The organism is Sporosarcina sp. CAU 1771, assembly GCF_054482775.1.
The window spans coordinates 130,149-154,134 of sequence record NZ_JBTLRN010000002.1 but is presented as its reverse complement, the minus strand read 5'-3'; the positions used below and the strand labels follow the sequence as shown (position 1 = coordinate 154,134).

Sequence of the window (23,986 nt, the reverse complement as noted above, 5' to 3'; positions counted from 1 at the left end):
TCACATGTCAGCATTCAATATACAGAGGAGTTATAAATAAATGAAAAAATTTTCGCTTTCTACATGGTTACTCTTCCTAATCCCCTCAATTCTTGGCGTTATTTTATTTATGGTGCCCGTCAAGTTCGGTGAAGTTTGGAAAGTTCCTGTTGCCATATTTGCAGATATTCTATCTACGTCAATCGCTCCAATTATGCCTTGGACCGCAACTGGTATTTTACTAATTGCAGCAATCGGTTCGATTCTCTATTTATTTGTTCAAAATGAGCATGCGAAACCATCTTTCGCTATGAAGCTGTTCAAAGTTTCGCCTTTCTGGATCATTGTACGAATTATTGGTGCCATTTCAGCACTACTTGTTCAACTACAATTTGGGCCAGAAGCGATTTGGAGTGAGTATACAGGAGGGCTTCTTTTAAGCGATGACGGATTGGTGACGTTCTTATTTACAATTTTCTTATTCGCTGGGTTTCTTTTACCCCTTCTTTTGAACTTCGGGTTACTTGAGTTTTTTGGAACGATGATGTCTAAGATCATGCGACCGTTATTCAAAATACCTGGTCGCTCTTCGATCGATGCACTTACTTCATGGATTGGAGACGGTACGATCGGGGTTTTACTTACGAGTAAACAATACGAAGAAGGCTTTTATACGAAAAAAGAAGCAGCGATTATCGGAACTACTTTTTCAGTTGTATCTATCACTTTTTCCATAGTTATCATTGAAAAAGTCGGCCTCGGCTCTTACTTTTTACCTTTTTACGGCACCGTCGTTTTTTCAGGACTCGTTCTTGCTTTTATCATGCCACGCATCTATCCATTGGCTGGAAAAGAAGATGAATACATTGATGGCAGACCTTTTACTGGGAATGAAGAAAAGTTGCCTGAAGGATATAGCTCCTTTACGCATGGCCTTGAAAATGCCTTAACAAAAGCAGATGCCAATCGCTCTTTCGGAAAAGTCCTATCGAGTGGTTTCAAAAATGTCCTTGATATGTGGTTAGGTGTTATTCCAGTCGTTATGGCTTTTGGGACAATTGCACTTATTCTTGCCGAATATACAAGTGTTTTCACCATTTTAGGCAAACCGTTTGAACCGATTTTAGCTGTTCTCGGCATTCCCGAGGCTGCTGATGCTGCGCAACTCATGGTTGTCGGCTTTACGGATATGTTTTTACCCGTTATTTTGGCGGAGGGGCTAATTACATCCGAGCTAACATTATTCGTTATTGCAACGGTTTCAGTGACTCAGTTAATCTTCATGGCGGAGGTTGGCGGACTGTTACTCGGTTCAAAAATACCAGTAAACTTCTTAGATTTAGTTGTTATTTTCCTTCTGCGCACACTTATTTCTTTACCAATTATCGCAGGAGTTGCCCATCTTTTATTTTAGCTCTTTTAATATAGTAATGTTGATAAAGCTTATTACACAAAAGCGCTTGAGTGAGCAGATCTAACACGCTGATTTCCGTTTCAGACCGGAAGTGCGAAAAGATAAAATCCGATCTTTCCCTGACGCGTTCCGGAGGGCAGGCGGTGGACCAACCCGTTGTTGTTTCACCTGACCCGCTTGTCCTCCCGGAGTCGCCGTCTTCCACTTCAATCAACTAGGAGCGTACAAATAGTATTTTTGCTCCAATCTTATTGCTGCATTAACCATGAAATAAAACGAACTAGCGAAGAAGCGACAAGTGTGAGCCGAAGTAGTAAGATCGACAGTGAACTTTCTGACGGGCTTACTACGGGAGGCCATCACCAATTAATGTTCATTATTTTAGCTATGCTAAAAAACGTTGACGAAGCGATATTTTCACACTTTCCCCTCTACTTGACAAGGTGTGTCCAAATACTTTATCAACTATCAACAGAGTTACTTAACATAGCCTTTATGATAAATGAACTACAGAAAAGACCTTACACGAGTGTAGGGTCTTTTCTAGTTGAATTACGAATAGCATTCAACATTCATATTTTGTGGATAAGTTTACACATATGTTATCTATTTATCAAGCATCCCTTGTAAATAAAATTGAACAAGTGATGTTCACTGCCCTTCATTATAACGGTGTACTTCCAACTCTTTTCTAATCGTATCAGGAATGCGTTCCGAAACTTGTTTCTCTGTATTAAAGTTCACATAGGTTACAGTTCCATCCGCACATAACTTTCCTTCCTGCCAAATCTCTTCGTACAATTCTAGACTTGAATTCCCTATTTTATTTACCCATGTAAAAACCTCTACATTTGTTCCAAAATATATTTGAGCTTTGTAATTTACATTCATAGTTAAAATAATCATTTTCCAGTTTTGAAATTGACTATCTGGCGTAAATAATTTAAATATAGGATTTCGAGCGGCTTCGAACCAAATTGGCAAAGTTGTATTATTGATATGTCCAACACCATCTGTTTCTGAAACTCGAGGTTCTATAATCATTTTGTACATTTGGTTCTCTCCCTTTGCGCCAATATTTTTTCATAAGGGCATTACCTATTTTTTGAACGTACTTGATAGAGTAGTCTACAAGAATTTTATCTTACACACTCTCTTAATCAATAGTTAGTGTACCCTCGTAAGCATTTTTATAGATCGTTTCAATAGAGGTAATGTCTAACTGTTTGGGACTTCTACTAAGTAATCTTTTCTGCTTCGCTCCATTTTCAGCTAAACGATCTAAATCCTCTGTTTTTATATTATAATCTTTTAGTCTGATAGGTAGTCCAACGTCTTTAACGAGATCTAACAAACTTTGAACGACGCTTTGAGCACTAACCCGATTGCTTTTCCCTTCAGTTGGAAGTTGCATTGCCTCCGCAACTTTTACCATCTTGTCTATACAAGAAGGCCAAATATGATCATAAACATACGGCAACAAGACTGCATTTGACTCTCCATGTGGAATTTTAAACAGTCCACCTAACGGATATGCGAGTGCGTGCACGCCAGCCACCCCTGCATTATAAAAACTTAAACCCGCTTGCAAACTTCCCAATGCCATTTGTTCTCTAGCTTTTTTATCTTGACCATTCCAAACTGCAGTTCTAATACTTTGTGATATCTTTTCTATTGCATCCAATGCTAGTAAATCTGTTAACGGCGTTGAATTGATTGAAGTATAAGCCTCTAGTGCGTGCGTTAGTGCATCAATTCCACTTGCCGCGGTTATTCTCTGGGGAAGTGTATACGTCAGAACGGGATCGACAATCACATAGTCAGCAAGTAAATAATCGTGAGTAATTACATCCTTTGTATCTTCCAATGAAAAAACTGAAATGTCAGTCACTTCCGCTCCAGTGCCTGACGTTGTTGGAATCAATACTTTTGGAAGCCCTTTATGTATAGGTACTTTATCTCCAGAAAGGTTTAAGTACTCTTCAACTCGTCCTTCATTTTTAGCGAGTACGGCGGTGGCCTTAGCCAAGTCTATTGAACTCCCGCCTCCAATTCCAATTACTAAATCATAATCGCCTTTCCGAATTTCATTTACTATTCTATTTCCAAGGTCTACAGATGGCTCGGGTACAACATTTGTTTCCAAATACACGTTTGTTTTTCTACATTCTAAAACTTCTAAAATAGGATTAATCAAACCGAGTTTTACTAGTGATGGGTCACTAACGAGAAACACACTACGTGCATTTATTTCATCTAATATGCTTTCTAATTTTTCCAGTGATCCTGCCCCATAATAAATTTTATGAGGTGATTTAAATTCACTCATTAAAATCTCTCCTTATACTAAGTTAGATACATAGTCATTTTGATTAGCCAAAAGAAGAACTTTAGACCGCGTTTTTCATAAGGAGCACCATGAAAACCTGGCGCAAAATTGTACGGATCGCGAATTCTAGCTTAACGTTATCACACTATTCCGTTTCGTCAAACTATTTAGTGTGCGTCTAGCAATGCCTGTACTTTACAGATAGTTAGAAACGTAAATAGAGTGCCAAGTACGACCACAATTCGCAGGGAAGCGAATGGATGTCCATACGTGGCACTCTTATTTTTTTATCAAACTTATTTCAGCTTTAATTTCTCCAGCATGTCTACCGTCATTTTTTCCAAATCATAGACCGTTTTGAATCCCCATTCGTTTACAGCTGCCGATGCATCAAGTGAGTCAGGCCAACTGTTGGCAATTGTTTGCAGCACCGGGTTGATTTCGTATGCAATTTCAAATGACGGGATGTGCTTCTTAATCTCAGCAGCAATTTCAGACGGTTCAAAACTCATCGCTGTTACATTAAACGCATTCCGATGAACCAATTTCGAAGGATCCGCTTCCAATAAATCAATTATTGCCTGCAATGCATCTGGCATATACATCATATCTAAGTAAGTGCCCTCTGCAAGATTGCATGTAAATTTTCCGTCTTCAAGCGCCTTGTAATAGATATCGACAGCGTAATCTGTTGTTCCTCCCCCTGGTGGCGTTATGTAGGAGATGAGGCCGGGGAAACGAACCCCACGTGTGTCCAATCCATATTTATGATAATAATAGTCACATAAAAGTTCGCCAGCCACTTTATTGACACCGTACATCGTAGTCGGACGTTGAAACGTATCTTGCGGAGTTTTTATTTTAGGAGTAGTTGGACCAAATGAACCAATTGAACTCGGTGTAAAAAACTGAAGCTTTAATTCACGCGATACTTCAAGTGCATTCATGAGTCCACCCATGTTCAAATTCCATGCGAAATGTGGCGCGTCTTCTGCTTTTACAGATAACAATGCCGCCATATGGATCATCGTATCGGCACCAAACTTGCCAGCAAGCGCATGCATTGAATTTGCATCGGTCACATCAAGCATTTCAAACGGGCCGTCTGTTGGGGTATTACTTTTGCGTATATCTGTCGCTAAAACATTATCGACCCCATATTCTGACCGCAGTTTTGATATGAGCTCCGACCCGATTTGGCCACTTGCTCCGGTAACGATGATTTTTTTCATGTGAAAACTCCTTTCAAATTTAAAGTATGTATTTTTGAACGGTACATGATTCCTTATTTCTTAAATTAACCCCTATGCATCCGTTACATTCGCATTAGTATGCACTAGATTGGTCTTAGATAATCGAACTTTAATTTAAAAACCTCCAACTAGCTTATGCCAGTTGGAGGTCCTTTCGTTCCAATATTAAATAATGTCAAGCTCTTTTCCTACTTTTTCATACACAAGAAGTGCTTCATCGAGCATCTCTTTCGTATGTTCGGCGGTCGGCATATTGCGCACGCGGCCTTTTCCTTTGGCTACTGTTGGGAATACAATGGCCTTTGCATAGACGCCTTCTTCCATCAGGCGTTTCGAAAAGGTTTGAGTTAATTTTTCTTCACCAATAATACATGGAGTAATTGGCGTTTCAGAAGCTCCAATATCAAATCCTAGCTTTTTAAGCCCCACTTTTAAGTAGTCCCCATTTTCCCATAGTTGATCATGCAATTCAGTCGAGTCCATAATTTTTTGCAAGGCACCTATTGTCGCAGCGACATCTCCGGGAGTAACCGCTGTTGAGAATAAAAATGGACGTGAACGAACTTTTAACCAATCAATTAAGTTTTGTTTACCGGCGACATATCCCCCGACAACGCCAACTGCTTTAGACAGTGTTCCCATCTGCATGTCAATCTCTTTTTCAAGACCGAAATGCTTTACAGTTCCCTTCCCTTTCCCAGTTACACCTGATCCATGTGCGTCGTCCACATATGTAATCAGGTCGAATTCTTTAGCGATTTTCACAATTTCAGGAAGGTTGGCGATGTTGCCGTCCATGGAGAATACACCATCCGTAATGTACATTACTTTTCCATATATACCGGATTCAGTCGCTTCTTTCGCTTTTGCACGAAGGTCGTCCATATCTTGATGATTAATCCGAATTACTTTTGCGCCGGAGAGACGGCAACCATCGATTATTGACGCGTGGTTTAATTCATCTGAAAGAATGGCATCGTTTTTATTCATAACGGTTGAAATAGCGGCCATATTACAATTGAAGCCGGATTGGTAAGAAATAGCGGCTTCTGTCCCTTTAAATTCAGCGAGCTTTTTTTCGAGCTCTACGTGAAGATCGAGTGTACCGTTTATTGTACGAACTGCACCCGCACCTACTCCGTATTTTTCGATCGCATCTGTTGCAAGTCGTTTCAAGTCTTGATCCGTTGCAAGACCTAAGTAATTATTTGAGGATAAATTAATTAACTGCTTGCCACGAATTGAAATCATCGCACCATTTGGTCCTTCGACGGGATCAATTTCATTGTACATTCCTTGTTCCCGAAGTTCCTGTAGGTTTTCATTTAAAAATGCATCTAGTATGTTGGACATAATCATCTTCCTCTCAGGTGGGTTTTACGGCTATTTTATCATAATGCCCACCAACCTGTAGTTTAATGTACTTGTTATCCGATTATGTCTAAAAGTTGCTTCGACTTCTTTTCAAAGATGGTTTGATCAATTGCAGAATCCATCGTGCTCTTCATGATGCTGTCAGCTTGTGCAAACGCCTGCATATATCCAGCGGCATCTAGAATTCTTCCAGCATATCTTCCGCTTATTTCCTGCACTTTATCCTCAGCTTCTTCATCCTCTTCACACATATGCACAAGATCCAACACTTCATCGCCCTTATGTTCAGGTTCATACATATGCGGTTGCGTCGCATCGATTAAGCAAATGGATAACTCCGGAAATTGAACGAGATCGACTCCACTTGGATCTAAACCACACCAACCGTACAACACATCGAATCCCCGCTTTTCAGCTTCAGCACCTAGGGATTTCATAAGCGTAGATTTCCCAGTTCCAGGCAATCCCTTAATGAGAATTCGGCGTTCCATTCGCTTCGTAATTGAAGGTATGAAATCTCGCGCTCCACGTGATGTTAACGAACCAATGAGACGATGTGAAACGACCGACTTTTTATTCAGCGAGATCGAATCAAACAACCTTTCTTTCAATGATTCAATTAGCTGTACATGGAGTTCCCAAATCATCCGGTCAATGTTAACTACTTCCCATTCATCATGAATCACTTTTGCATCCGAAAGAAAACCAAGTGCTTTCTCAAAGGATTTCTCCGATTGTTCTATTTTTTCTACAATGACTTTATTTTTTTCACGCAAAATGGTTTCGTTGTACACATCATAAAAACTGACAACGAAATGTTTACCACCAATGTCTGTAGGTTCTAATGCAACTGGATTTGAAGCTTGAACAATTAACAAGTTAAGACCTTTCACATAAATTGCATCTGTAAGATCTGGATGGGTTGGATTCATAAATCGGTCAATATCATACCCACGTTTTAAAAAGTGAGTTCCGGTTTCATTCAATAAATTCGAAAGCGCATTTGTCGGAGGACATTTTAGAAACACTGTTTTGGAGGCGGATGCGATCAGTTCCTCATATTTATGTGAAACCCCTTCCCCCGTATATGCCGTACCCATATACTCTATTACTGTTCCATACATGCTGTTCACCCTTTCTATACATACGATTAATCTATGCTCGGACAAACAAAAAAAGCACGGCCAGGGCACATGCTTTAGTCATTTTACTTATTGAATTAAGTTCATTTTAAATAATAGTTCTTGATCTACATCACCAATAATTCTCAGTAGAAGTTTACGGCTTTTCGCAAGCGCGAACTGAATAATTTGTCCGGTGAATATTGCAACGAGGACAGTACCTATCCCAACAGGACCACCTAGCATCCACCCTAAAATAGCTACGACAACTTCCATTATTGTACGAGCCTTTTTTAAGCTAAACCCCATTTTATCTACTAAAAGGAGCATTAAACTATCTCTTGGACCGGCACCCACACTTGCGCTAACATAGACGCCACAGCCAATACCGACAACGAGAACACCTAGTGTAAATATGATGATTTGTCCAGCCAACGTAGTAAATTCGGGCAATAACCAATTAAATAAGTCTATAAACAAGCCAATCATAACCATATTAACCCATGTACCTAGTTTCGGGAATTGCTTAAGTGCTGCCGCGGTTATCAATATGATTACAAATCCAGTGATGATTCCCCATGTCCCAATCGTTAATCCAAAGTTCTTATACAATCCTACATGTAGAACATCCCAAGGAGCGATGCCCAGCCGCTGACCTTTTATTGTCATCGAAACACCTAGTGACAGAATCATAATCCCCACAAAGAAGAAAATCCATCTCCACATCAAAATCCTTCTCAATATACTTCCTTCTCTCTATATGTAACACCCATGCAAGAATCAAATGAATGCCTCTAATAATCTATTCATCATAGCATGGACATGGTTTTCTATACAAATAGTCAAGCTTTGACAAGACTTTCAAAAATAGCGTCCGTCATTCGTGAAAGGTCGTGAGGCGCTAGTTTCATCTGAAGCCCTATTTTACCTGCACTGACGATAATATTTTCGAATTGCTCTGCTGATTTGTCGATAAATGTCGGGTAACTTCTTTTCATTCCAATTGCTGAACAACCACCACGCATATAACCTGTCTCTTTAGTTAGCTCGCTTACTGGAAGCATATCCAACTTTTTCACGCCTGCAACTTTTGCAGCTTTTTTCAAATCCAATTCTTGAGCAACTGGAATTAAAAAAACAAATAGATTAGATGCACCTTCCTTCGTAACTAGTGTTTTATATACGATGTCTTGGGGTTGTCCTGTTTTCTCGGCAACTGACACGCCATCTATCTGTCCATCGTGAATATCGTATTCCATTAACTCATATGCTATTTTTTCACGATCCAAAATTCGCATCGCATTCGTTTTCGTAGGTTTACTCGATTTCGCCATTTGGGGGCTCCTTTTTTATGATGAAGTTTTGATTGGGACGGGATGTCCGGGCTTTTTGATGGATTGTCCGCGCTAATCAGCGGGATGTCAGCGCTATTCCGTCGATTGTCAGCCCTTTTAGCGGATGTCCGCTCTTTCGAACGGATTGTCCGCGCTAATCAGCGGGATGTCCGCGCAATTCCTTCGATTGTACGCGCTTTCGCAAACCATCCCTCAACATTCCACATACCCATTCAATCGGAAAGACCACCAAGTCATTGGTGGTCTCAGAAGTTCTATGCAACTTTATAAAAACTTGGCAATGCAATTTCAAAACCTTGCTGCTTCATTTGTACGTGGAAAGAGTAGGTCGATATGGCATGCTCGAATCTTTTTTGCTTTTCTAACACTTCGAAATCTAATTTTGAGGGAAGTTCCATGGATGCTAGCTTCATTGACTCAGCTTCCTCCACTTTTGTTGCACGATCAATTTCGGAATGAGCGTAATTATGAAGCGTAATTTGTGCTTCTGTTTGCATAATAGTAGAAGTTGCTTTTGCAGCTAATTGAAAATCTGCTGTTGTTGGCTCCGGCCTTGAAATCGCTTCGCTCCGGACGTTTTTCCACAAATCAATTGTTTCTTCTAATGTTTTGCCAACAGGAATGGTGACTTGCTTGACTTGACCGGCACCCAGTTCACTTACTTTCGATTTCTTGATCTGAATGGATTCCCTATCCGTTTTTCCTTTGATTAATTGCTCTAAAGCCTCTAATTTCTTTTGATGATCTACATTGTATTTCTCTTGACGACCATATGCAATCTCGGCATTTCTACGCTTAGCTATGTCCACTCTTTGCATCTTATCATGCATAGATACTTGCGATAAGATTGCATTCATTTCACTTCACCTCGCTTCTTAAAATGAGATTTGTCGCTCTATACAGTTAATTTAAATTATACAGGGTTTCATTAATCTTCACATTAAGCGAAAGACCTATCCTTATAGGCGTATGTTCCTTCATTTCACAAATTCTTTTTCTCCTATCAAAGGTAATGGAACTGTGCCTTTTTCTACTACTGCGACTATTGAGCCGACGATAATGCATGTTGCGAAAATAAATTCTTTCCACGTAAAGGTTGCGCCAAATAGGATTGCTGAAAATCCGACGGCCCATGCAGCGTATGTAATGTTCATAGCCATTGCACGAATAGGGCCAATAATATTGATTGCGTTGTAGTAAAAAATATAGGATAACGTTCCAGCTAAAGCGACGCCAGCTAAAGCAAGAAGTACGAGTGGGGATGTCATAATTTGAAGCGTGTAGGAATGCCCAACAAAAATTGGAATAATGAGCAATCCGAAGATAAGTGAAGAAGTGTATTGTCGAATTAGTAAGGCATGCTCAGGTTTAATGCCATCGTCTTTCATTGCGTAAGCACTAACGACACACTCCAATCCCCATCCTATAATACAAATGATAAGAAAAATAAGCCCTAATGATGCATTGGATCCTACAACGAGTTCACCCGAATAACTTAGTAGAATAATGAATGTGATACTCATGATCAAACCAAACCAATTGCCTAACCTTAATTTATCTTTCAATATTATATATGCAAAGAGGGCCCCTACTGCTGGATATATACTCGAAATAACAGCAGTATACGACGATCCGATGCTTTGAATTGAGAGGACATAAAAGGTCATGCCAATCGGTCCCCCAAGAGTTCCCGCAAGAATAATAATTCGACCTGGCTTCTTTTTCAAACTCGAGATCGCCGTCTTGTACTCACCTTTTCCTAGAAGAAAAACAGTCATCCAAATTGCTGAAAAAACATCATGCAAAAAAGTGCTTAACAAAGGGGCAACGAATAAGATTTCTTCAAATGCTAAAAAACCCGTCATTGATAGGACTACGCCTATTAAAACAGTATCGACGGCCCAAAATATTCCCGAAAAAATACCGAACGTCACGCCGCCAACCGTTTTTTTGTTTCTCATATAGATATCCTATTGCTATACTCTTCCTTATATAATTTCACATGTCTTTGTAATCGATCAAAGCGGTCTTGTCCATACGAACCAAAATGATCGCCTTTTGCCTCTTTAAACAACGTCCAGATGGACCATAAATAATCTTGAAAGATTTTGTGGATGAGAACTCTTTCTTTCTCTTCTCCAGTAGCCTCTCTTTGAAAATAAGCACACAAAAAAACAGCTTCTTCTTGTGCTGTAAAACCTGATTCCATCATATGTGTCGTTACATCCCAAAGTGGATCAAACATACCGCTGTATTCCCAATCGATTAAAAACAAATTTTCATTTTCATCCGTAACAAAATTTTCATAGATTGAATCGATATGACATGGATAGACTAATTTTGGCATCGTGTCATAAGCAGACTTAATTTGTTCTACTTCCTTTTTAACTTCATCAAAATTCGAATAGAATGTCGCATTTGCTTCCGCTGCATTGTTTTCATAATGCGTCATTAGTTTATATAAGTTAAAATCATTGTCCATTTTAACATTTGAATCATGTAATTTTCTCAGCACTTCCGTTACCTTTGTAATCGTACCTTGTTCTTTCGTAGCCTTTTGCGTTAACGTTCTTGCACCTGGAATCATTCGGGTGATTTTCAAACCTGTTTCTGCATCGAAATAAATATGCTCTGGATTTATCCCCAATTCCATTCCAATTTCAAGATTTCTTTTTTCCTCATGCCGATTAATAAACTGGTCTGTTCCCAGTCCTGGAATTCTTACAATATATCGATCGTTCCCTACCGAAGTGCAATAATTAATATTCGTCATTCCACCAAAAGGCTTTATTTCAGTAATTTCTGATTCAGGAACACCAAGGATTTCCTTCATAATCTCTACAACGTTTCTCATTTTCCATTCTCCCCTTTTCTTCGTAGAATAAATCCAACCTCCCCGCTTCATAAAGTAAACGCTTTCATTCCAAAGCAATTAATTTACTAGAAAAGTACCTACTTCTTTTTATCATATCAATATATTATATGAATGTAAACTTTCAAAAAAACACGATCCTATTGAATTCAAAATAGGATCGTGTCAATGTGATGAATTGGCTCTTTCGAAAATGCTTGAATTGATTAGTAAACCGAATGCAAAAAGATGAACTATTTATCGAATAGTTTCTTCAACGCTTCTGCCATTGCATTATTTTCTGGTTCTTCTTGCTTTTTCATATATTTTTGGACATCACGTTTATCCACTTTCTGGTTACCCGAAGACTTTCTTCGCTTTTCAAATGCAGATAGTTTTTCCCTATGACCACACCCACAAACGAAAATTTGTCCATCGCCTTGTCCTCTAAGCTCAAGACGCTTGTGACAGACTGGACATCTTGCATTTGTTTGTCTAGAAATACTTTTACGATAGCCACATTCTCTATCTTGACAGACATGCATTTTGCCCCGTTTACCATTCACTTCAAGAAGAAGTTTTCCACAGTCCGGACAAGTTCTTCCCGTTACGTTATCGTGTTTAAATTTCTTCTCATCCGTTTTAATTTCTGTAACGGCTTTACGAGAGAAAGCAATCATCTCTTTCATAAATTCCGATTTCTTCATTTTACCCGTTGCAATCTTTGTCAATCCTTGCTCCCACTCCGCTGTTAAAGCTGGGGACTTTAAGTCTTCAGGTACCAACTCTAGCAATTGGCGTCCCTTTGAAGTTGTATATATATCGTTCCCTTTTTTCTCGAGAACAAAAGACTTAAACAGTCGTTCGATAACATCCGCACGTGTTGCCACTGTGCCTAGACCACCCGTTTCACCAATTGTTTGAATCAAATCCTTCGATTCGCCCGCCATAAATTGTGTGGGATTTTCCATCGCGGCAAGCAATGTTCCTTCATTAAAACGTGCGGGAGGCTTCGTTTGTCCTTCTGTCATCGAGACGGCCTTAATTTTCAACTCTTCACCTTTTGTAAATGCAGGAAGCCTATCTGTATCCACTTCTTCCTCATCTGACAAGTACACCTTTTTCCATCCTTCGTCCGTTACTGTCCGCCCTCTTGCTTTAAACATTTCACCACCAACAAGTAAATCAGCAGTTACTTGATCGTATCGATAGGGGCCGAAAAATACCGCGAGAAATCGATTGACGATGATGCAATACAAACGCTGTTCTTTATCAGACAGATTTTGCAAGATAGGTGTTTCCTCCGTCGGAATAATGGCATGGTGATCTGAAACCCGCTTATCATCAATGACCCCACGCTGTGGTTTCACTTTTCCCGCACGAAGCAACGTATTAACAGCTTTTCGGAAAGGTCCAAGATCCACAGCCTTCACGCGGTCAATTAACGTACTTTCCATATCAGATGTTAAATGCTTCGAGTCGGTACGTGGATACGTTACCGCTTTATGGCGCTCATATAAATTCTGAAGTGTAGACAACGTCTCTTTCGCTGACCATGACCAACGACGGTGTGCTTCTTTTTGTAATTCTGTCAAATCGAACAGATGCGGTGCTGGTTGAGACTTTGGCGAAGTTTTCACATCGCTAACTTTCCCAATGTGAACACCGTCAAGTTTCTCCAATAATTGCTCCACACTAGCTTTATCAAATGCACGCGTCTGACCCGATTTGTCGTACCAAGTAAACCTCGCAGTCTCTGAAATAGCTTCCAGTCCATAATACGATTGTGGTTTGAACTCGTTAATCTGTTTTTCCCGTTCTGCAATCATTGCAAGAGTTGGGGTTTGTACGCGGCCTGTTGAAAGTTGCGCATTGTATTTTACGGTCAGAGCACGAGTTGCATTAATGCCAACAACCCAGTCCGCTTCAGCACGAGCGACGGCAGCTGCATATAAGTTTTCATATGCACGACCATCTTTTAAGTTTTTAAATCCGTCTTGAATCGCTTTGTTCGTAACGGAAGAAATCCACAGACGTTTTACAGGCTTTTTAACTTTTGCTTGTTCCAAAATCCAGCGTGCAACGAGTTCCCCTTCACGTCCAGCATCTGTCGCAATAATTATATCTTTAACATCGCTTCTTTTTAATTGCGCTTTTACTGCATTGTATTGCTTCATCGTCTGGCGAATCGGCACCAATTTAAATGGATCTGGGACAATCGGTAAATGCTCCAGCTTCCACTCTTTATATTCATTGCCATACCCTTCAGGATCCGCATGCGTCACTAAATGACCAAGCGCCCATGTGACAATATAATTTGTCCCTTCGAGGAAACCGTTCCCCTTTTTATGACAGCCAAGCACTTGCGCAATATCGCGTGCTACAGATGGCTTTTCTGCTAATACAAGTGATTTAGACATTCGTAAATCCCCTTTCTACATACTTTTAGTATAAAGGAGATTTGAGTTCATTGCATGGATAGGAGGTATTCGAACAACTTTTTGGCTTTGTTAAATAAAAAAGGGTGAGTGGAATCGTCGAATCTCCACTCACCTCTTCAGTAGTACAAACTTGTTAGACAGCTCAGAAAATCGTTTCCATCAATCCTTATCCAGTGATTCCTTTGCCACTTCTTTACTCATCTCCGCATAATGTACAAAAACGCGTGCAAGTTCACGCAATCGATTATGTACATTTTCATCGATGATTGTATTCTTTTCATCAAAATGGCCTGCATGTGTATACACAAAATTCGGCGTTACGAGACAACGAAAGTAATCCAATATCGGTTTCAGTTGGTTTTCGATAACGAGGTGATGTTGGTAGGTACCTCCATTTGCGACAATTGACACCGGTTTATAGCGCATCGTTTTCGGATCAAGTATGTCGAACACATTTTTAAGCACACCAGGAATTGATCCTTGGAAAATCGGCGAGGCGATGATGTATCCATCCGCTTCTTCAAATTTACGAACAATTTCCTGCATATCTTTATTGTAGTTTTCTAAAGGTCTTCCATCTACAATTTGATGCTCATAGTCTCCTAAATCCACCAATTCCAAAGTGAATCCACACCCTGTTTCTTCTATATACGTTCGAATTGTTTCTAACATAATTTTTGTTTTTGAACCGAGTACTGTTCCATTTACAAATACGACTTTCACTTGAAATCCCCCTGAAACGATATGATACATTCCATTCTACCAAAAAAAGAAGTTGCCGACCCATAAATGGACTTCGGCAACTCTTCTTTTACAGATTATACTTTCGCTGAAACAGGTGCATCTCCTGGAATAAATGCTTTATTGCTTTTTTCATTCGTAAAAAGGTCTTTAATTTCATCATAAGTTGCATCGTTCCCTATGATTTCTTCTCCAAGTCGATCTAGAACACGTTCAATCGCTTTCGTAGGTACACTAAGCGCAAGTACAGCATCCCCTGGATTTGCCTGAAGCTCAACTTCCGGCGAATAAAACTCAATCGAACTATCTGCACGTAAAATGTACAGCAGTATGGATGAATCATCCCGTTCGCGGAGGTATTGTGTATAACTATATTGCTTCGTAATGAGTGTTTTACGAATGACATGCCCCTCATTTACGCGGTCCTCGATTTGATAGATCGAAACAGCTGGCGTAAATAGGTACTGCCCACTTGTAAGACCGTACCCTTTTGTTTCAGTTGTTGAATGAAACCCTGTTTGATACAAGTTTTCTCGACCTAACTCAGGGACAAAGTCTGCACAAATGTGCGCGTTATATATGTCTGCCTTTGTCATCGCAAGGATGAATCGATACGGCGTTAAATCTAGATGGTAGTCGTTTTGTTCTTCAAGAATATTCCCAATAAAGGTATTCACACCCATTTGTCTACTAGGCGCTAAATTCGCCCACGACCGATCGACAACAATGACAGCATTTCCAGTATTTTTAATTGATTGAGCAAATTCTGCTGCAAATCGTGAACCACCAACAATGAGCACTCCGGATTCATCCGCAGTCGTCAAATTCAATCTTCTTGCAAGCGGACCAATTGAAAAGCCGTGTAACACAACTGTTCCAAATACGAGTGCAAAGGTAAGTGCTGTTAGAATTTCTGCTCCTTCATATCCGTGTTCCGTCAACACTGTTGCAAAATAGCCTGAAACCGTTAAAGCGACAATTCCTCTTGGTGCAATCCAACTGAGGAGTATTCTTTCTCTCATATTTAAGTCGGTCCCTATCGTGGAAAGCAATATGGATAGTGGACGAACGACAATGAGCATTGCGATTACAAAAAGGATGATATTTAGACTAAATATTTCTTTAAGTATTTGCGGATCAAGTGACGCTGTTAACATCACAAAGATTCCAGAAATTAATAGCACAGAAATATTTTCTTTGAACTCTCGAATGTCATGAATGGAAGTTAGACGCATATTCGCCATCGTCATTCCCATCGCAGTAACAGCGAGTAGGCCTGTGTGTTCCATAATTTCATCCGAAAATACGAATGTGAAAATAACAACTGCAAAAAGTACGGGAGACTTCAAGAATTCGGGAACATTTCCCTTTTCAAACGAAACTCCAAGAATTTTCCCCACTGCATAACCTAAGATAACCGCAAAAATTGAACCTGCAAAAAACAACAGGAACGATGGTAGAGTAACTTCACCGTTAATAAATTTGAATAACTCAAACGTAAAAACTGCAAGAAGTGCTCCGATTGGATCGACAACAATACCTTCCCACTTTAATATCGCTGCTGGACGCGGTTTTAATTTTGCCTGTCTTAATAATGGCAATATAACTGTTGGCCCTGTAACGATAAACAAACCACCAATAATAAATGCAACCGTTAAGGGAAGCCCCGCGATATAGTGTGCTGCAAGCGATCCAGCTATCCAAGCGATAAAGGCACCAATCGTAACAATTCGTGTAACTGGCTTACCAAAACCTTTAATTTCCTTGATTTCTAAGTTCAAACTTCCTTCAAACAAAATCACTGCGACCGCTAACGTAATGATCGGTCCAAATAATTCCCCCATACTTTCTTGAGGATTAATCAACCCAAAAATGGGTCCTACAAGTAGTCCTGCAACGGACATAACAACAATGGCTGGCATGCGAAATCGCCAAGCAACCCACTGCGATAAAATACCGATTAATACGACGAGCATTAGGTTAAATAATAATGAATCTAACAATGCAAGCACCTCCCTATACTAAGTTTCAGTTTTTTAAAATCTTAGATTTCCTTCATTTGGATTCGCTTCAAAATCTATGAAACCTGTCTCAAATACAATTAGTTTACCACATTCCTAGATTCATTGAACGGATTAATACATAAATTATTTTTTTCAGCCATACGATGGATAGACAGACTGATATGTTAAGGAAGGGTGATTCCAATAGACAAACTTCAAAAGAAGAAAGTGGCAATTTACATTTGTGATTTGAACGAAAAAGGGACATACCCAACAAGAAGAGTCGAAACGATTGCAAAAGAATTAACAGGAGTCGAAGTTGTATTTATCCGAGGAAATCAATCCGTTTCAACACCTGAAGGATATGAAACCTTTACCGTTTCAAGCAAGTCCACACTCTTAAATACATTAAGAACGATCGAGCCCGATTTACTGCTTCGTGACAGTGGCTCTACATCACTAGAAGAAGTTGAAAAAATTCGAAGTCTTGTTCCATCCATTATTCATTTCGATGATTTTGGCGAAGGCGGAAAGCATGCTGACCTAGTATTTCAGACACTCTATGAAGACACAAATGACAAAGCTCCAGAACACTACGTTGAAGGCATCGAAACGTTTATCGCAGACGAAAAAATCTTGCCTTATAAAAATACTGGCTTGCAAAAAAACAAGCTAAACCCTATTCCCCATCTCATTATTTCATTCGACGACAAGGATCCCGGGAATTTAACGTACCGCGCCCTTCGTCATATGTTTCAACTTCAAATCCCACTTAAAGTTACAGCACTTATTGGGGAACAATATAGTCACGATGTCAGCGAACTCCGAATGATGGCACTCGGTAGACGCAATACATTCATTCAGGTTCATCCCTATGATTTCTCCGAGATTTACTCGACTGCGGATGTTGTCTTATGCGGATCCGGATACATGCCGTACGATGTGGCATACATGGGCATTCCCGCCGTTGTTCTTGCACAAAATGATTTTGAACAATCGCTCGCTTTTCCAAAAGAACAACATGGATTTATTCACCTTGGTTCTGGCCGCAAAGTGAAACAGTCTAGCCTATTAAATGCAATCATGGAACTCCTTTTACATGAACCACTTCGAAAACGCGCCATCCAAAGACAAACTGCGTTGGAACTTGGAGACGGTCTTAGTGCAATTAACGAAGCAATCCTCTATTACCTTGAATACCCAAAGCGCAAATTAGACGGCACCGCGGGAAAAGAGACTTCCGATATGCTACAATAGGGAAAAAGCTAGGAGGTTTTCCCTTTTGGACAAACGACAAATCGATAACGAAATCGCCGAATTAAAAATGGACTATATAAACTTACAGGGAGATATCGAGAAACTCGAATCGACTGGCAATGATAGCTTTGTAAGAAAAGCAGAAACACGTCTCGCCTCGCTAGAAGAAAGATTAGCAGAGTTGAATAAAATGCGTGCTGCGTTAAATTAAGGAATCGGGACTGTCTCCTAGAATTGGAGACAGTCTTTTTTGTTGGGGAAATTTTTTATAAGGAGGGCGTTTTTATCTGGTTAGTGGATGATGGGGTGCGGCGTTGCGGGAGCAAACTCGTCCGTTACGGGAATAAAATCGTCGTTGCGGGAATAAAACATGTCAATACGGGAGCAACACACGGCGTTACGGGAACAAAGCCAGACGATTCCCGTTACGGGAGCAAACTGGTCCGTTGCGGGAATAAAACACGCCAATGCGGGGGCAACACGCGGCGTTACGGGAACAAAGCCAGACGGATCCCCGTTGCGGGAGCAAACTCTTCCGTTACGAGAATAAAATCGGCGTTACGGGAATAAACCACACCAATACGGGAGCAACACGCGGCATTACGGGAACAAAGCCAGATGGATTCCCGTTGCGGGAGCAAACTCTTCCGTTACGGGAATAAACCACGCCAGTACGGGAGCAACACCCAGCGTTACGGGAATAAAACCAGACGATTCCCCGTTACGGGAATATAATCACCGTTGCGGGAATAAACCACGGCAATGCGGGAGCAACACACGGCGTTACGGGAACAAACCCAGGCGATTCCCCGTTGCAGGAGCAAACTCGTCCGTTACGGGAATAAACCATGTCAATACGGGAGCAACACGCGGCGTTACGGGAATAAACCACGCCAGTACGGGAGCAACACCCAGCGTTACGGGAACAAAGCCAGACAATTCCCCACCGCCGTAACAAATCTAGCACACTTGCAATCTCAAACCATATTCAAACCGTAAAAAAACAGCCCAACGGCTGTTTTTTTACGCAGAAACATATTCTTTTACAGCATTATCTTGAATCATCATTTCTTTTAAATACTTCTTTGCACGGAACAAACGTGATTTGACTGTCCCGATTGAAACCTTCATAAGTTCTGATATTTCAATAAGGGAATATTGGTGAACATAGAAATACTCGATTGTTTTTCTATAGATTACATCCAACTGATTGATTTTTTCTCTTACTAAGTGCTCGATGTCATTTTTCTCCATAATTTCACATGGCGTCAAACTAGTGCTTGGCACTAAATCTAGTAACGGTACATCAAGTGTATCCGGCTGGTTCATCACATGTTTACTCTGTCGAACACCTTTACGGTATCGATCACGAAATGTATTCATGCAAATTGTTGTTAACCAAGCTTTCATATGATCCACATTGTCCATGTTTGCGCTATTGCGTACCACTTTAACCCAAACGTCCTGCATGACGTCTTCCGCCTCTTCTTTGTTCCGTGTTAATTTGAGACATAAATGATAGATATAACGACCGTATTCCTCATGTAGGCTATCTAGATTTTTTTCCATCGTGTAAACTCCTCCGTCTTTTGCTATTACTAACATTATCGACAAATAAAGAGTTTCAAACCATCGTATTCTCTTTCACTTCTCTTACAAATGTGTAAGGTATCCATCCCTTCATTGCACAAAGCTCCTAAATGAACTTGTCAATCTGTGAAAACTATGACATTATGGTAGTGATAATGAATGGAGGTAATGGAAGTATGGCTAATTTACCAAATTGCCCTAAATGTAATTCCGAATATACATATGAAGATGGCAATAATTTTGTTTGTCCAGAATGTGCACATGAGTGGAATCTGGAATCTCTTGAAGAAGAGGTTGAAGAAGCGAAAGTTTACAAGGACGCAAATGGAAACGTCTTGACGGACGGCGATGCTGTTACTGTCATTAAAGACCTTAAAATCAAAGGCAGTTCATCCGTTGTGAAAAAAGGAACGAAAGTGAAAGACATTCGTCTGGTGGATGAAGATCATGACATCGATTGTAAAATTGACGGTATCGGTGCGATGAAATTAAAATCTGAATTTGTTAAAAAGCTCTAATCTATATAGTTTCGTATAGAAAAAGACGTTCACAAAGAGTTAACCCTCTTCGTGAACGTCTTTTATTGTTATCGTCATCCGAATAATTCTGTTGCGGTCCATTTCTTCGATTTCAACACGCAAGTTTTCGTGGGAAAACTTCTCGCCTTCTTCTGGAATATGTCCAAGTTCTTGAAATACGAAGCCACCAATCGTTTCATGGTCCGTAGGTAGTTCAATGCCAAGGAGTTCCATTGCATCCACGATTTCAAGTCGCCCGTGGCATGTCAACACGGTATCTGTTTTTTCGTAAACGAGAACTTCTTCAGCACTATCTGTCTCGTCTTCGATATCTTGTCCAATCATTTCTTCGATAATGTCTTCTTGCGTTACAATACCAAGCGTTCCTCCGTACTCATCCAAAACAACTGCAATATGTTTCTTTTTCGCTAGCATGAGTTTGAAAACTTTTTCAACACTTGCCGACTGGACAACAAAAAGCGGCTCACGGTCTATTAATTCCCTTAATGTTTTCTCAGGCTCCATTGACCACTCAATGATCATTTTCGAATAAAACATCCCAACAATTGAATCCATGCTGTCTTCATAAACCGGATAACGTGTGTAGAAGTATTCAAGAATCGTATCACGAACTTCCACATACGTCGCATCAATTGGCAAACCAATTATGTCTGTACGATGCGTTTCAAGTACATCTGACACATCTTTATCAGGAAAATCAAGGACACCTTTCAAGCGAAGTGATTCATCTTGTTCGAATGTTCCTTCTGTAGAAGCAATGTCAACCATTGACCTTAATTCGTCTTTCGTTAATGTCGCTTCAGTTATCGTCCCTTTTGAAATAATACGAATGAATATATTTGTAAATAATGCTAACAATGTCGTAAGGGGTGTCAGTAATTTGACCAGTACAGCTATCCAAGGCGCAACCATATAAGCAACTCGGTCCGAAAATGTAGCCGCTATGGTTTTCGGTAATACCTCGCCAAAAATAATGAGCACAAGCGTCAAAATACCTGTTGCAATACCCACTGGCCAACCACGCTCAATCCCAATCATCGTAACAATTGTTGGCATCATAATATTAGAAATGTTATTACCGATTAATATAGCGGTAATCATACGGTCCGGCTTCGAAATCATTTTCAACAATCGAATCGATTGCTGGTCTCCCTGATCCGCTCGAAACTGGACCTTCATCCTGTTTACTGCTGTAAGTGCCGTCTCACTCCCCGAAAGGAAAAACGACATAAACAAAAAGAATGCTAGTGCGATAAACAAGTGCGGTTCCTCCCAAATACGATTGTATTTCAATTTATTTTTTCGTCTTCTAACTTTTAAAATAGCATACCATAATTTTCTTTCCAACGTCTGAATTTTTTCTCAACGCTGTTTTCTTCTGCTATACTATTTCCATACAAAACTTTATGAAATGAGGGATTGAATTGGGACATATTCAAGAATTGGACGGATATTTCAAAATGAATCGAGAAAAGCATTTGGATGAATTAACTACATTTTTACAAATTCCAAGTATTAGTGCACTTTCCGAGCATAAAAAGGATATGCAAACAGCGGCGGAGTGGTTAGTCAATTCATTCGAAAAAGCTGGGCTCGAGAATATTGTCATCGATGAAACGGATGGTCATCCCGTAGTTTACGGTGACTGGCTTCATGCGGAAGGAAAACCGACAATTCTCGTGTATGGTCATTACGACGTTCAGCCCGTAGATCCTCTCGAACTTTGGGAAAGCGGCCCATTCGAGCCAGAAATTCGCGACAATAAATTGTACGCTCGCGGCGCAAGTGACGATAAAGGCCAAGTGTTCATGCACATTAAAGCAGTCGAAGCGCTTATGCAAAAGGACGGCAAACTTCCCGTCAACGTGAAATTTCTTATCGAAGGTGAAGAAGAAGTTGGCAGTCCAAACCTAGAGAAGTATATCGAGGCGAATAAAGACAAGTTATCCTCTGACATCATTGTGATTTCCGACACGGGTATGCAAGGACCTGGACAACCTGCCGTATGTTACGGTTTACGTGGACTTTGTGGGTTACAAATCGATGTTAAAGGTGCAAAAGGTGACTTGCATTCTGGATTATATGGCGGCGGTGTACAAAATCCACTGCACGCACTCGTTGAAGTGTTAGCAACGTTCCGTGATCAAGAAGGAACCATTGCCGTAGAAGGCTTTTATGACAATGTTCGACCTGTTACCGAGGAAGAACGTGCAGCTTATAAAGAACTTGGCTTTGATGAAAACGCGTTGAAAGAAGAACTCGGCGTTCCAACATTATTCGGTGAAAAAGGCTATTCTCATCTCGAACAAGTATGGGTGCGACCTACACTTGAGTTGAATGGAATATTTGGTGGTTTTTCTGGAGAAGGCATTAAAACAGTCTTGCCTGCCGAAGCTGGCGCAAAAATCACGTGCCGCCTCGTACCGGATCAAGATCCCGATGAAATTGTTGAAAAACTCAAAGCGCATATTGAAAAACATAAACCAGTCGGTGTCACAGTCGAGATTACTGAGTTTGATAAAGGAAAGCCATTCATTACACCTTTTGATCATCCAGCAATTCAAGCTGCCGGTCGCTCGTACGAAAAAGTGTATCACGTACCAACAGCATACACACGTGGTGGCGGATCGATTCCTATCGTTGCGGCATTTGATGAAATATTAGAAGTACCTGTTGTGTTAATGGGCTTCGGTCTTTCATCAGAAAACTTCCACGCACCGAACGAACACTTCCATTTGGAGAACTTCGACCAAGGTTTGCGTGTAATTGGTGATTATTACTATGAAATTGCAGGATTTACAAAAGATGAATTGAAAAAATAATTGGTTGGCCGGATTCTCTTCGAAGAATTCGGCTTTTTTGATGCGACTAAAGTACGTGTTCGCCGATAAACTGATGGCATGCGCCGATAAATCACTTGCGAGCACCGATATCCGCATTGCAACCGTCGATAAACCATCTGCAAGCGCCGATATCATCCACACGAACGTCGATATATCGAAAATCCAATAAAAAACGCCCAAACCACATATTTTCATGCGATTCGGGCGTTTTCATTTATACTTATTCTTCTTCAGTTCCGTAATATGTGATTAATTCACTTACTTCTGTTCGTGGACGAGCTTTCGGCATTTCATCGTAATAACCGAACTGAAGCATACTAATAATACGCTCCCCTGCTTCCACTCCTAGTTCTTCTCTAAACTTTGGATGGTCAAGAAATCCAGGTGTTTTCCAACATGTTCCGATTCCTTTATCCCAAGCTAGAAGCGATACGTTTTGGATCATCATACTTGCCGCAGCGTAGTCTTCTAATCTCTGTTTTTGCCTGACGTCTTCTGGAACGATAACAAAAACAACAGCTCCAGGCGCAGTAAATCTCTTCATTTGCCTTTCGAGACTTTCTTCGGATAACTCTTTCCACGTTGGAAACGCATGGTCTCGAAGGACATCTTGAAACTGTACGTATTCTTTATCGGCTGCTAAGAAAAAGCGCCAAGGGTTACGGTTGCCATGATTAGGGGCCCATACCGCATCCTCTAATATTTCGGAAATTGTTTCAGGGTCAACTGGTTGCCCATTGAAGTTTTTTATTGAACGACGAGTAACAATTGCTTCTCTGACGGATAAAGCTTGCTCATTCATTTACCATGTCTCCTTTTAAAGTTCTAGCCCAATTATACATTAAGTTTAACTAGATTGCTGAATCTAGGAATAATCGATTGAATCAGAGCCTTAT

At 40.4% G+C, this 23,986-nt stretch carries 22 protein-coding genes; 5 read left to right on the top strand and 17 right to left on the bottom strand.

Going from position 1 to position 23,986, the window contains the following annotated elements; translation table 11 throughout:
- Positions 1-40 precede the first annotated feature (40 nt).
- Positions 41-1,393 (top strand): YjiH family protein, encoded by a 1,353-nt coding sequence (locus ACXYMX_RS03300; RefSeq protein ID WP_459042804.1) that lies wholly within the window; start codon positions 41-43, stop codon positions 1,391-1,393.
- A gap of 651 nt (positions 1,394-2,044) precedes the next feature.
- Here ACXYMX_RS03300 and ACXYMX_RS03295 read toward each other — a convergent pair.
- The 13 genes from ACXYMX_RS03295 to ACXYMX_RS03235 form a co-directional block, all read right to left on the bottom strand.
- Positions 2,045-2,446: an acyl-CoA thioesterase gene (locus ACXYMX_RS03295; protein WP_459042803.1), complete on the bottom strand. Its 402-nt coding sequence runs from the start codon at positions 2,444-2,446 to the stop codon at positions 2,045-2,047.
- Between the two features lie 103 nt (positions 2,447-2,549).
- Positions 2,550-3,722: an iron-containing alcohol dehydrogenase gene (locus ACXYMX_RS03290; RefSeq protein ID WP_459042802.1), complete on the bottom strand. Its 1,173-nt coding sequence runs from the start codon at positions 3,720-3,722 to the stop codon at positions 2,550-2,552.
- A gap of 296 nt (positions 3,723-4,018) precedes the next feature.
- The gene (locus ACXYMX_RS03285) at positions 4,019-4,954 is read right to left on the bottom strand and encodes an L-threonine 3-dehydrogenase (RefSeq protein ID WP_459042801.1); all 936 of its coding nucleotides are present in this window, start codon (positions 4,952-4,954) and stop codon (positions 4,019-4,021) included.
- Positions 4,955-5,140: 186 nt separating this feature from the next.
- Entirely contained in the window at positions 5,141-6,328 is a 1,188-nt protein-coding gene (locus ACXYMX_RS03280; protein WP_459042800.1) for a glycine C-acetyltransferase, read from the bottom strand.
- Positions 6,329-6,402: 74 nt separating this feature from the next.
- Positions 6,403-7,473 carry a hypothetical protein gene (locus ACXYMX_RS03275; RefSeq protein ID WP_459042799.1) on the bottom strand — a complete coding sequence of 357 codons (1,071 nt, stop codon included), beginning with the start codon at positions 7,471-7,473 and terminating at the stop codon, positions 6,403-6,405.
- Positions 7,474-7,560: 87 nt separating this feature from the next.
- On the bottom strand, positions 7,561-8,196 hold the full coding sequence (locus ACXYMX_RS03270) for a YczE/YyaS/YitT family protein (RefSeq protein ID WP_459042798.1): 636 nt from the start codon (positions 8,194-8,196) through the stop codon (positions 7,561-7,563).
- Positions 8,197-8,312: 116 nt separating this feature from the next.
- Positions 8,313-8,804, bottom strand: coding sequence for a Cys-tRNA(Pro) deacylase (ybaK, locus tag ACXYMX_RS03265; RefSeq protein WP_459042797.1), 492 nt, complete (start codon positions 8,802-8,804; stop codon positions 8,313-8,315).
- A gap of 275 nt (positions 8,805-9,079) precedes the next feature.
- Entirely contained in the window at positions 9,080-9,682 is a 603-nt protein-coding gene (locus ACXYMX_RS03260; RefSeq protein ID WP_459042796.1) for a hypothetical protein, read from the bottom strand.
- A 120-nt stretch (positions 9,683-9,802) separates the two neighbouring features.
- On the bottom strand, positions 9,803-10,786 hold the full coding sequence (locus tag ACXYMX_RS03255) for a DMT family transporter (RefSeq protein ID WP_459042795.1): 984 nt from the start codon (positions 10,784-10,786) through the stop codon (positions 9,803-9,805).
- Positions 10,783-11,679, bottom strand: a complete 897-nt coding sequence (locus tag ACXYMX_RS03250) for a phosphotransferase (RefSeq protein WP_459042794.1) — start codon at positions 11,677-11,679, stop codon at positions 10,783-10,785. The genes ACXYMX_RS03255 and ACXYMX_RS03250 overlap by 4 nt, the downstream gene beginning before the upstream one ends.
- Positions 11,680-11,930: 251 nt before the next feature.
- Positions 11,931-14,096, bottom strand: a complete 2,166-nt coding sequence (locus ACXYMX_RS03245) for a DNA topoisomerase III (RefSeq protein ID WP_459042793.1) — start codon at positions 14,094-14,096, stop codon at positions 11,931-11,933.
- A gap of 180 nt (positions 14,097-14,276) precedes the next feature.
- Complete coding sequence (locus tag ACXYMX_RS03240) at positions 14,277-14,840, bottom strand: NADPH-dependent FMN reductase (RefSeq protein WP_459042792.1); 564 nt, start codon at positions 14,838-14,840, stop codon at positions 14,277-14,279.
- A 95-nt stretch (positions 14,841-14,935) separates the two neighbouring features.
- Positions 14,936-16,870 (bottom strand): cation:proton antiporter, encoded by a 1,935-nt coding sequence (locus tag ACXYMX_RS03235; protein ID WP_459042791.1) that lies wholly within the window; start codon positions 16,868-16,870, stop codon positions 14,936-14,938.
- A gap of 186 nt (positions 16,871-17,056) precedes the next feature.
- Here ACXYMX_RS03235 and ACXYMX_RS03230 point away from each other — a divergent pair, with 186 nt between their 5' ends.
- Positions 17,057-18,118, top strand: coding sequence for a hypothetical protein (locus ACXYMX_RS03230; RefSeq protein ID WP_459042790.1), 1,062 nt, complete (start codon positions 17,057-17,059; stop codon positions 18,116-18,118).
- Positions 18,119-18,143: 25 nt separating this feature from the next.
- Positions 18,144-18,329 carry an SE1832 family protein gene (locus ACXYMX_RS03225; protein ID WP_459042789.1) on the top strand — a complete coding sequence of 62 codons (186 nt, stop codon included), beginning with the start codon at positions 18,144-18,146 and terminating at the stop codon, positions 18,327-18,329.
- Positions 18,330-19,141: 812 nt separating this feature from the next.
- Here the strand turns inward: ACXYMX_RS03225 and ACXYMX_RS03220 are convergent.
- Positions 19,142-19,687 carry an RNA polymerase sigma factor gene (locus ACXYMX_RS03220; protein WP_459042788.1) on the bottom strand — a complete coding sequence of 182 codons (546 nt, stop codon included), beginning with the start codon at positions 19,685-19,687 and terminating at the stop codon, positions 19,142-19,144.
- Positions 19,688-19,884: 197 nt separating this feature from the next.
- On the opposite strand from ACXYMX_RS03220, the gene ACXYMX_RS03215 reads away from it, so the two are divergent.
- A complete protein-coding gene (locus ACXYMX_RS03215; RefSeq protein WP_459042787.1) occupies positions 19,885-20,226 on the top strand; it encodes a zinc ribbon domain-containing protein YjdM in 342 nt (113 codons plus the stop codon).
- 39 nt (positions 20,227-20,265) lie between these two features.
- Here the strand turns inward: ACXYMX_RS03215 and ACXYMX_RS03210 are convergent, their stop codons facing one another.
- Positions 20,266-21,507 carry a hemolysin family protein gene (locus tag ACXYMX_RS03210; protein WP_459042786.1) on the bottom strand — a complete coding sequence of 414 codons (1,242 nt, stop codon included), beginning with the start codon at positions 21,505-21,507 and terminating at the stop codon, positions 20,266-20,268.
- Positions 21,508-21,671: 164 nt separating this feature from the next.
- Between ACXYMX_RS03210 and ACXYMX_RS03205 the strand changes: the two genes are divergently transcribed.
- Positions 21,672-23,069 carry a dipeptidase gene (locus tag ACXYMX_RS03205; RefSeq protein WP_459042785.1) on the top strand — a complete coding sequence of 466 codons (1,398 nt, stop codon included), beginning with the start codon at positions 21,672-21,674 and terminating at the stop codon, positions 23,067-23,069.
- Between the two features lie 91 nt (positions 23,070-23,160).
- On the opposite strand, the gene ACXYMX_RS03200 is transcribed toward ACXYMX_RS03205, so the two are convergent.
- The gene (locus ACXYMX_RS03200; RefSeq protein WP_459042784.1) at positions 23,161-23,304 is read right to left on the bottom strand and encodes a hypothetical protein; all 144 of its coding nucleotides are present in this window, start codon (positions 23,302-23,304) and stop codon (positions 23,161-23,163) included.
- Between the two features lie 6 nt (positions 23,305-23,310).
- Positions 23,311-23,892 (bottom strand): nitroreductase family protein, encoded by a 582-nt coding sequence (locus ACXYMX_RS03195; protein WP_459042783.1) that lies wholly within the window; start codon positions 23,890-23,892, stop codon positions 23,311-23,313.
- Between the last annotated feature and the right edge of the window lie 94 nt (positions 23,893-23,986).

Bases quoted from the DNA above. Each gene is read 5' to 3' on its own strand.
- ACXYMX_RS03300 (WP_459042804.1), top strand. From the start codon at position 41: ATGAAAAAATTTTCGCTTTCTACATGGTTACTCTTCCTAATCCCCTCA.
- ACXYMX_RS03295 (WP_459042803.1), bottom strand. From the start codon at position 2,446: ATGTACAAAATGATTATAGAACCTCGAGTTTCAGAAACAGATGGTGTT.
- ACXYMX_RS03290 (WP_459042802.1), bottom strand. From the start codon at position 3,722: ATGAGTGAATTTAAATCACCTCATAAAATTTATTATGGGGCAGGATCA.
- ACXYMX_RS03285 (WP_459042801.1), bottom strand. From the start codon at position 4,954: ATGAAAAAAATCATCGTTACCGGAGCAAGTGGCCAAATCGGGTCGGAG.
- ACXYMX_RS03280 (WP_459042800.1), bottom strand. From the start codon at position 6,328: ATGTCCAACATACTAGATGCATTTTTAAATGAAAACCTACAGGAACTT.
- ACXYMX_RS03275 (WP_459042799.1), bottom strand. From the start codon at position 7,473: ATGTATGGAACAGTAATAGAGTATATGGGTACGGCATATACGGGGGAA.
- ACXYMX_RS03270 (WP_459042798.1), bottom strand. From the start codon at position 8,196: ATGTGGAGATGGATTTTCTTCTTTGTGGGGATTATGATTCTGTCACTA.
- ybaK (WP_459042797.1), bottom strand. From the start codon at position 8,804: ATGGCGAAATCGAGTAAACCTACGAAAACGAATGCGATGCGAATTTTG.
- ACXYMX_RS03260 (WP_459042796.1), bottom strand. From the start codon at position 9,682: ATGAATGCAATCTTATCGCAAGTATCTATGCATGATAAGATGCAAAGA.
- ACXYMX_RS03255 (WP_459042795.1), bottom strand. From the start codon at position 10,786: ATGAGAAACAAAAAAACGGTTGGCGGCGTGACGTTCGGTATTTTTTCG.
- ACXYMX_RS03250 (WP_459042794.1), bottom strand. From the start codon at position 11,679: ATGAGAAACGTTGTAGAGATTATGAAGGAAATCCTTGGTGTTCCTGAA.
- ACXYMX_RS03245 (WP_459042793.1), bottom strand. From the start codon at position 14,096: ATGTCTAAATCACTTGTATTAGCAGAAAAGCCATCTGTAGCACGCGAT.
- ACXYMX_RS03220 (WP_459042788.1), bottom strand. From the start codon at position 19,687: ATGGAAAAAAATCTAGATAGCCTACATGAGGAATACGGTCGTTATATC.
- ACXYMX_RS03215 (WP_459042787.1), top strand. From the start codon at position 19,885: ATGGCTAATTTACCAAATTGCCCTAAATGTAATTCCGAATATACATAT.
- ACXYMX_RS03200 (WP_459042784.1), bottom strand. From the start codon at position 23,304: ATGAAAACGCCCGAATCGCATGAAAATATGTGGTTTGGGCGTTTTTTA.
- ACXYMX_RS03195 (WP_459042783.1), bottom strand. From the start codon at position 23,892: ATGAATGAGCAAGCTTTATCCGTCAGAGAAGCAATTGTTACTCGTCGT.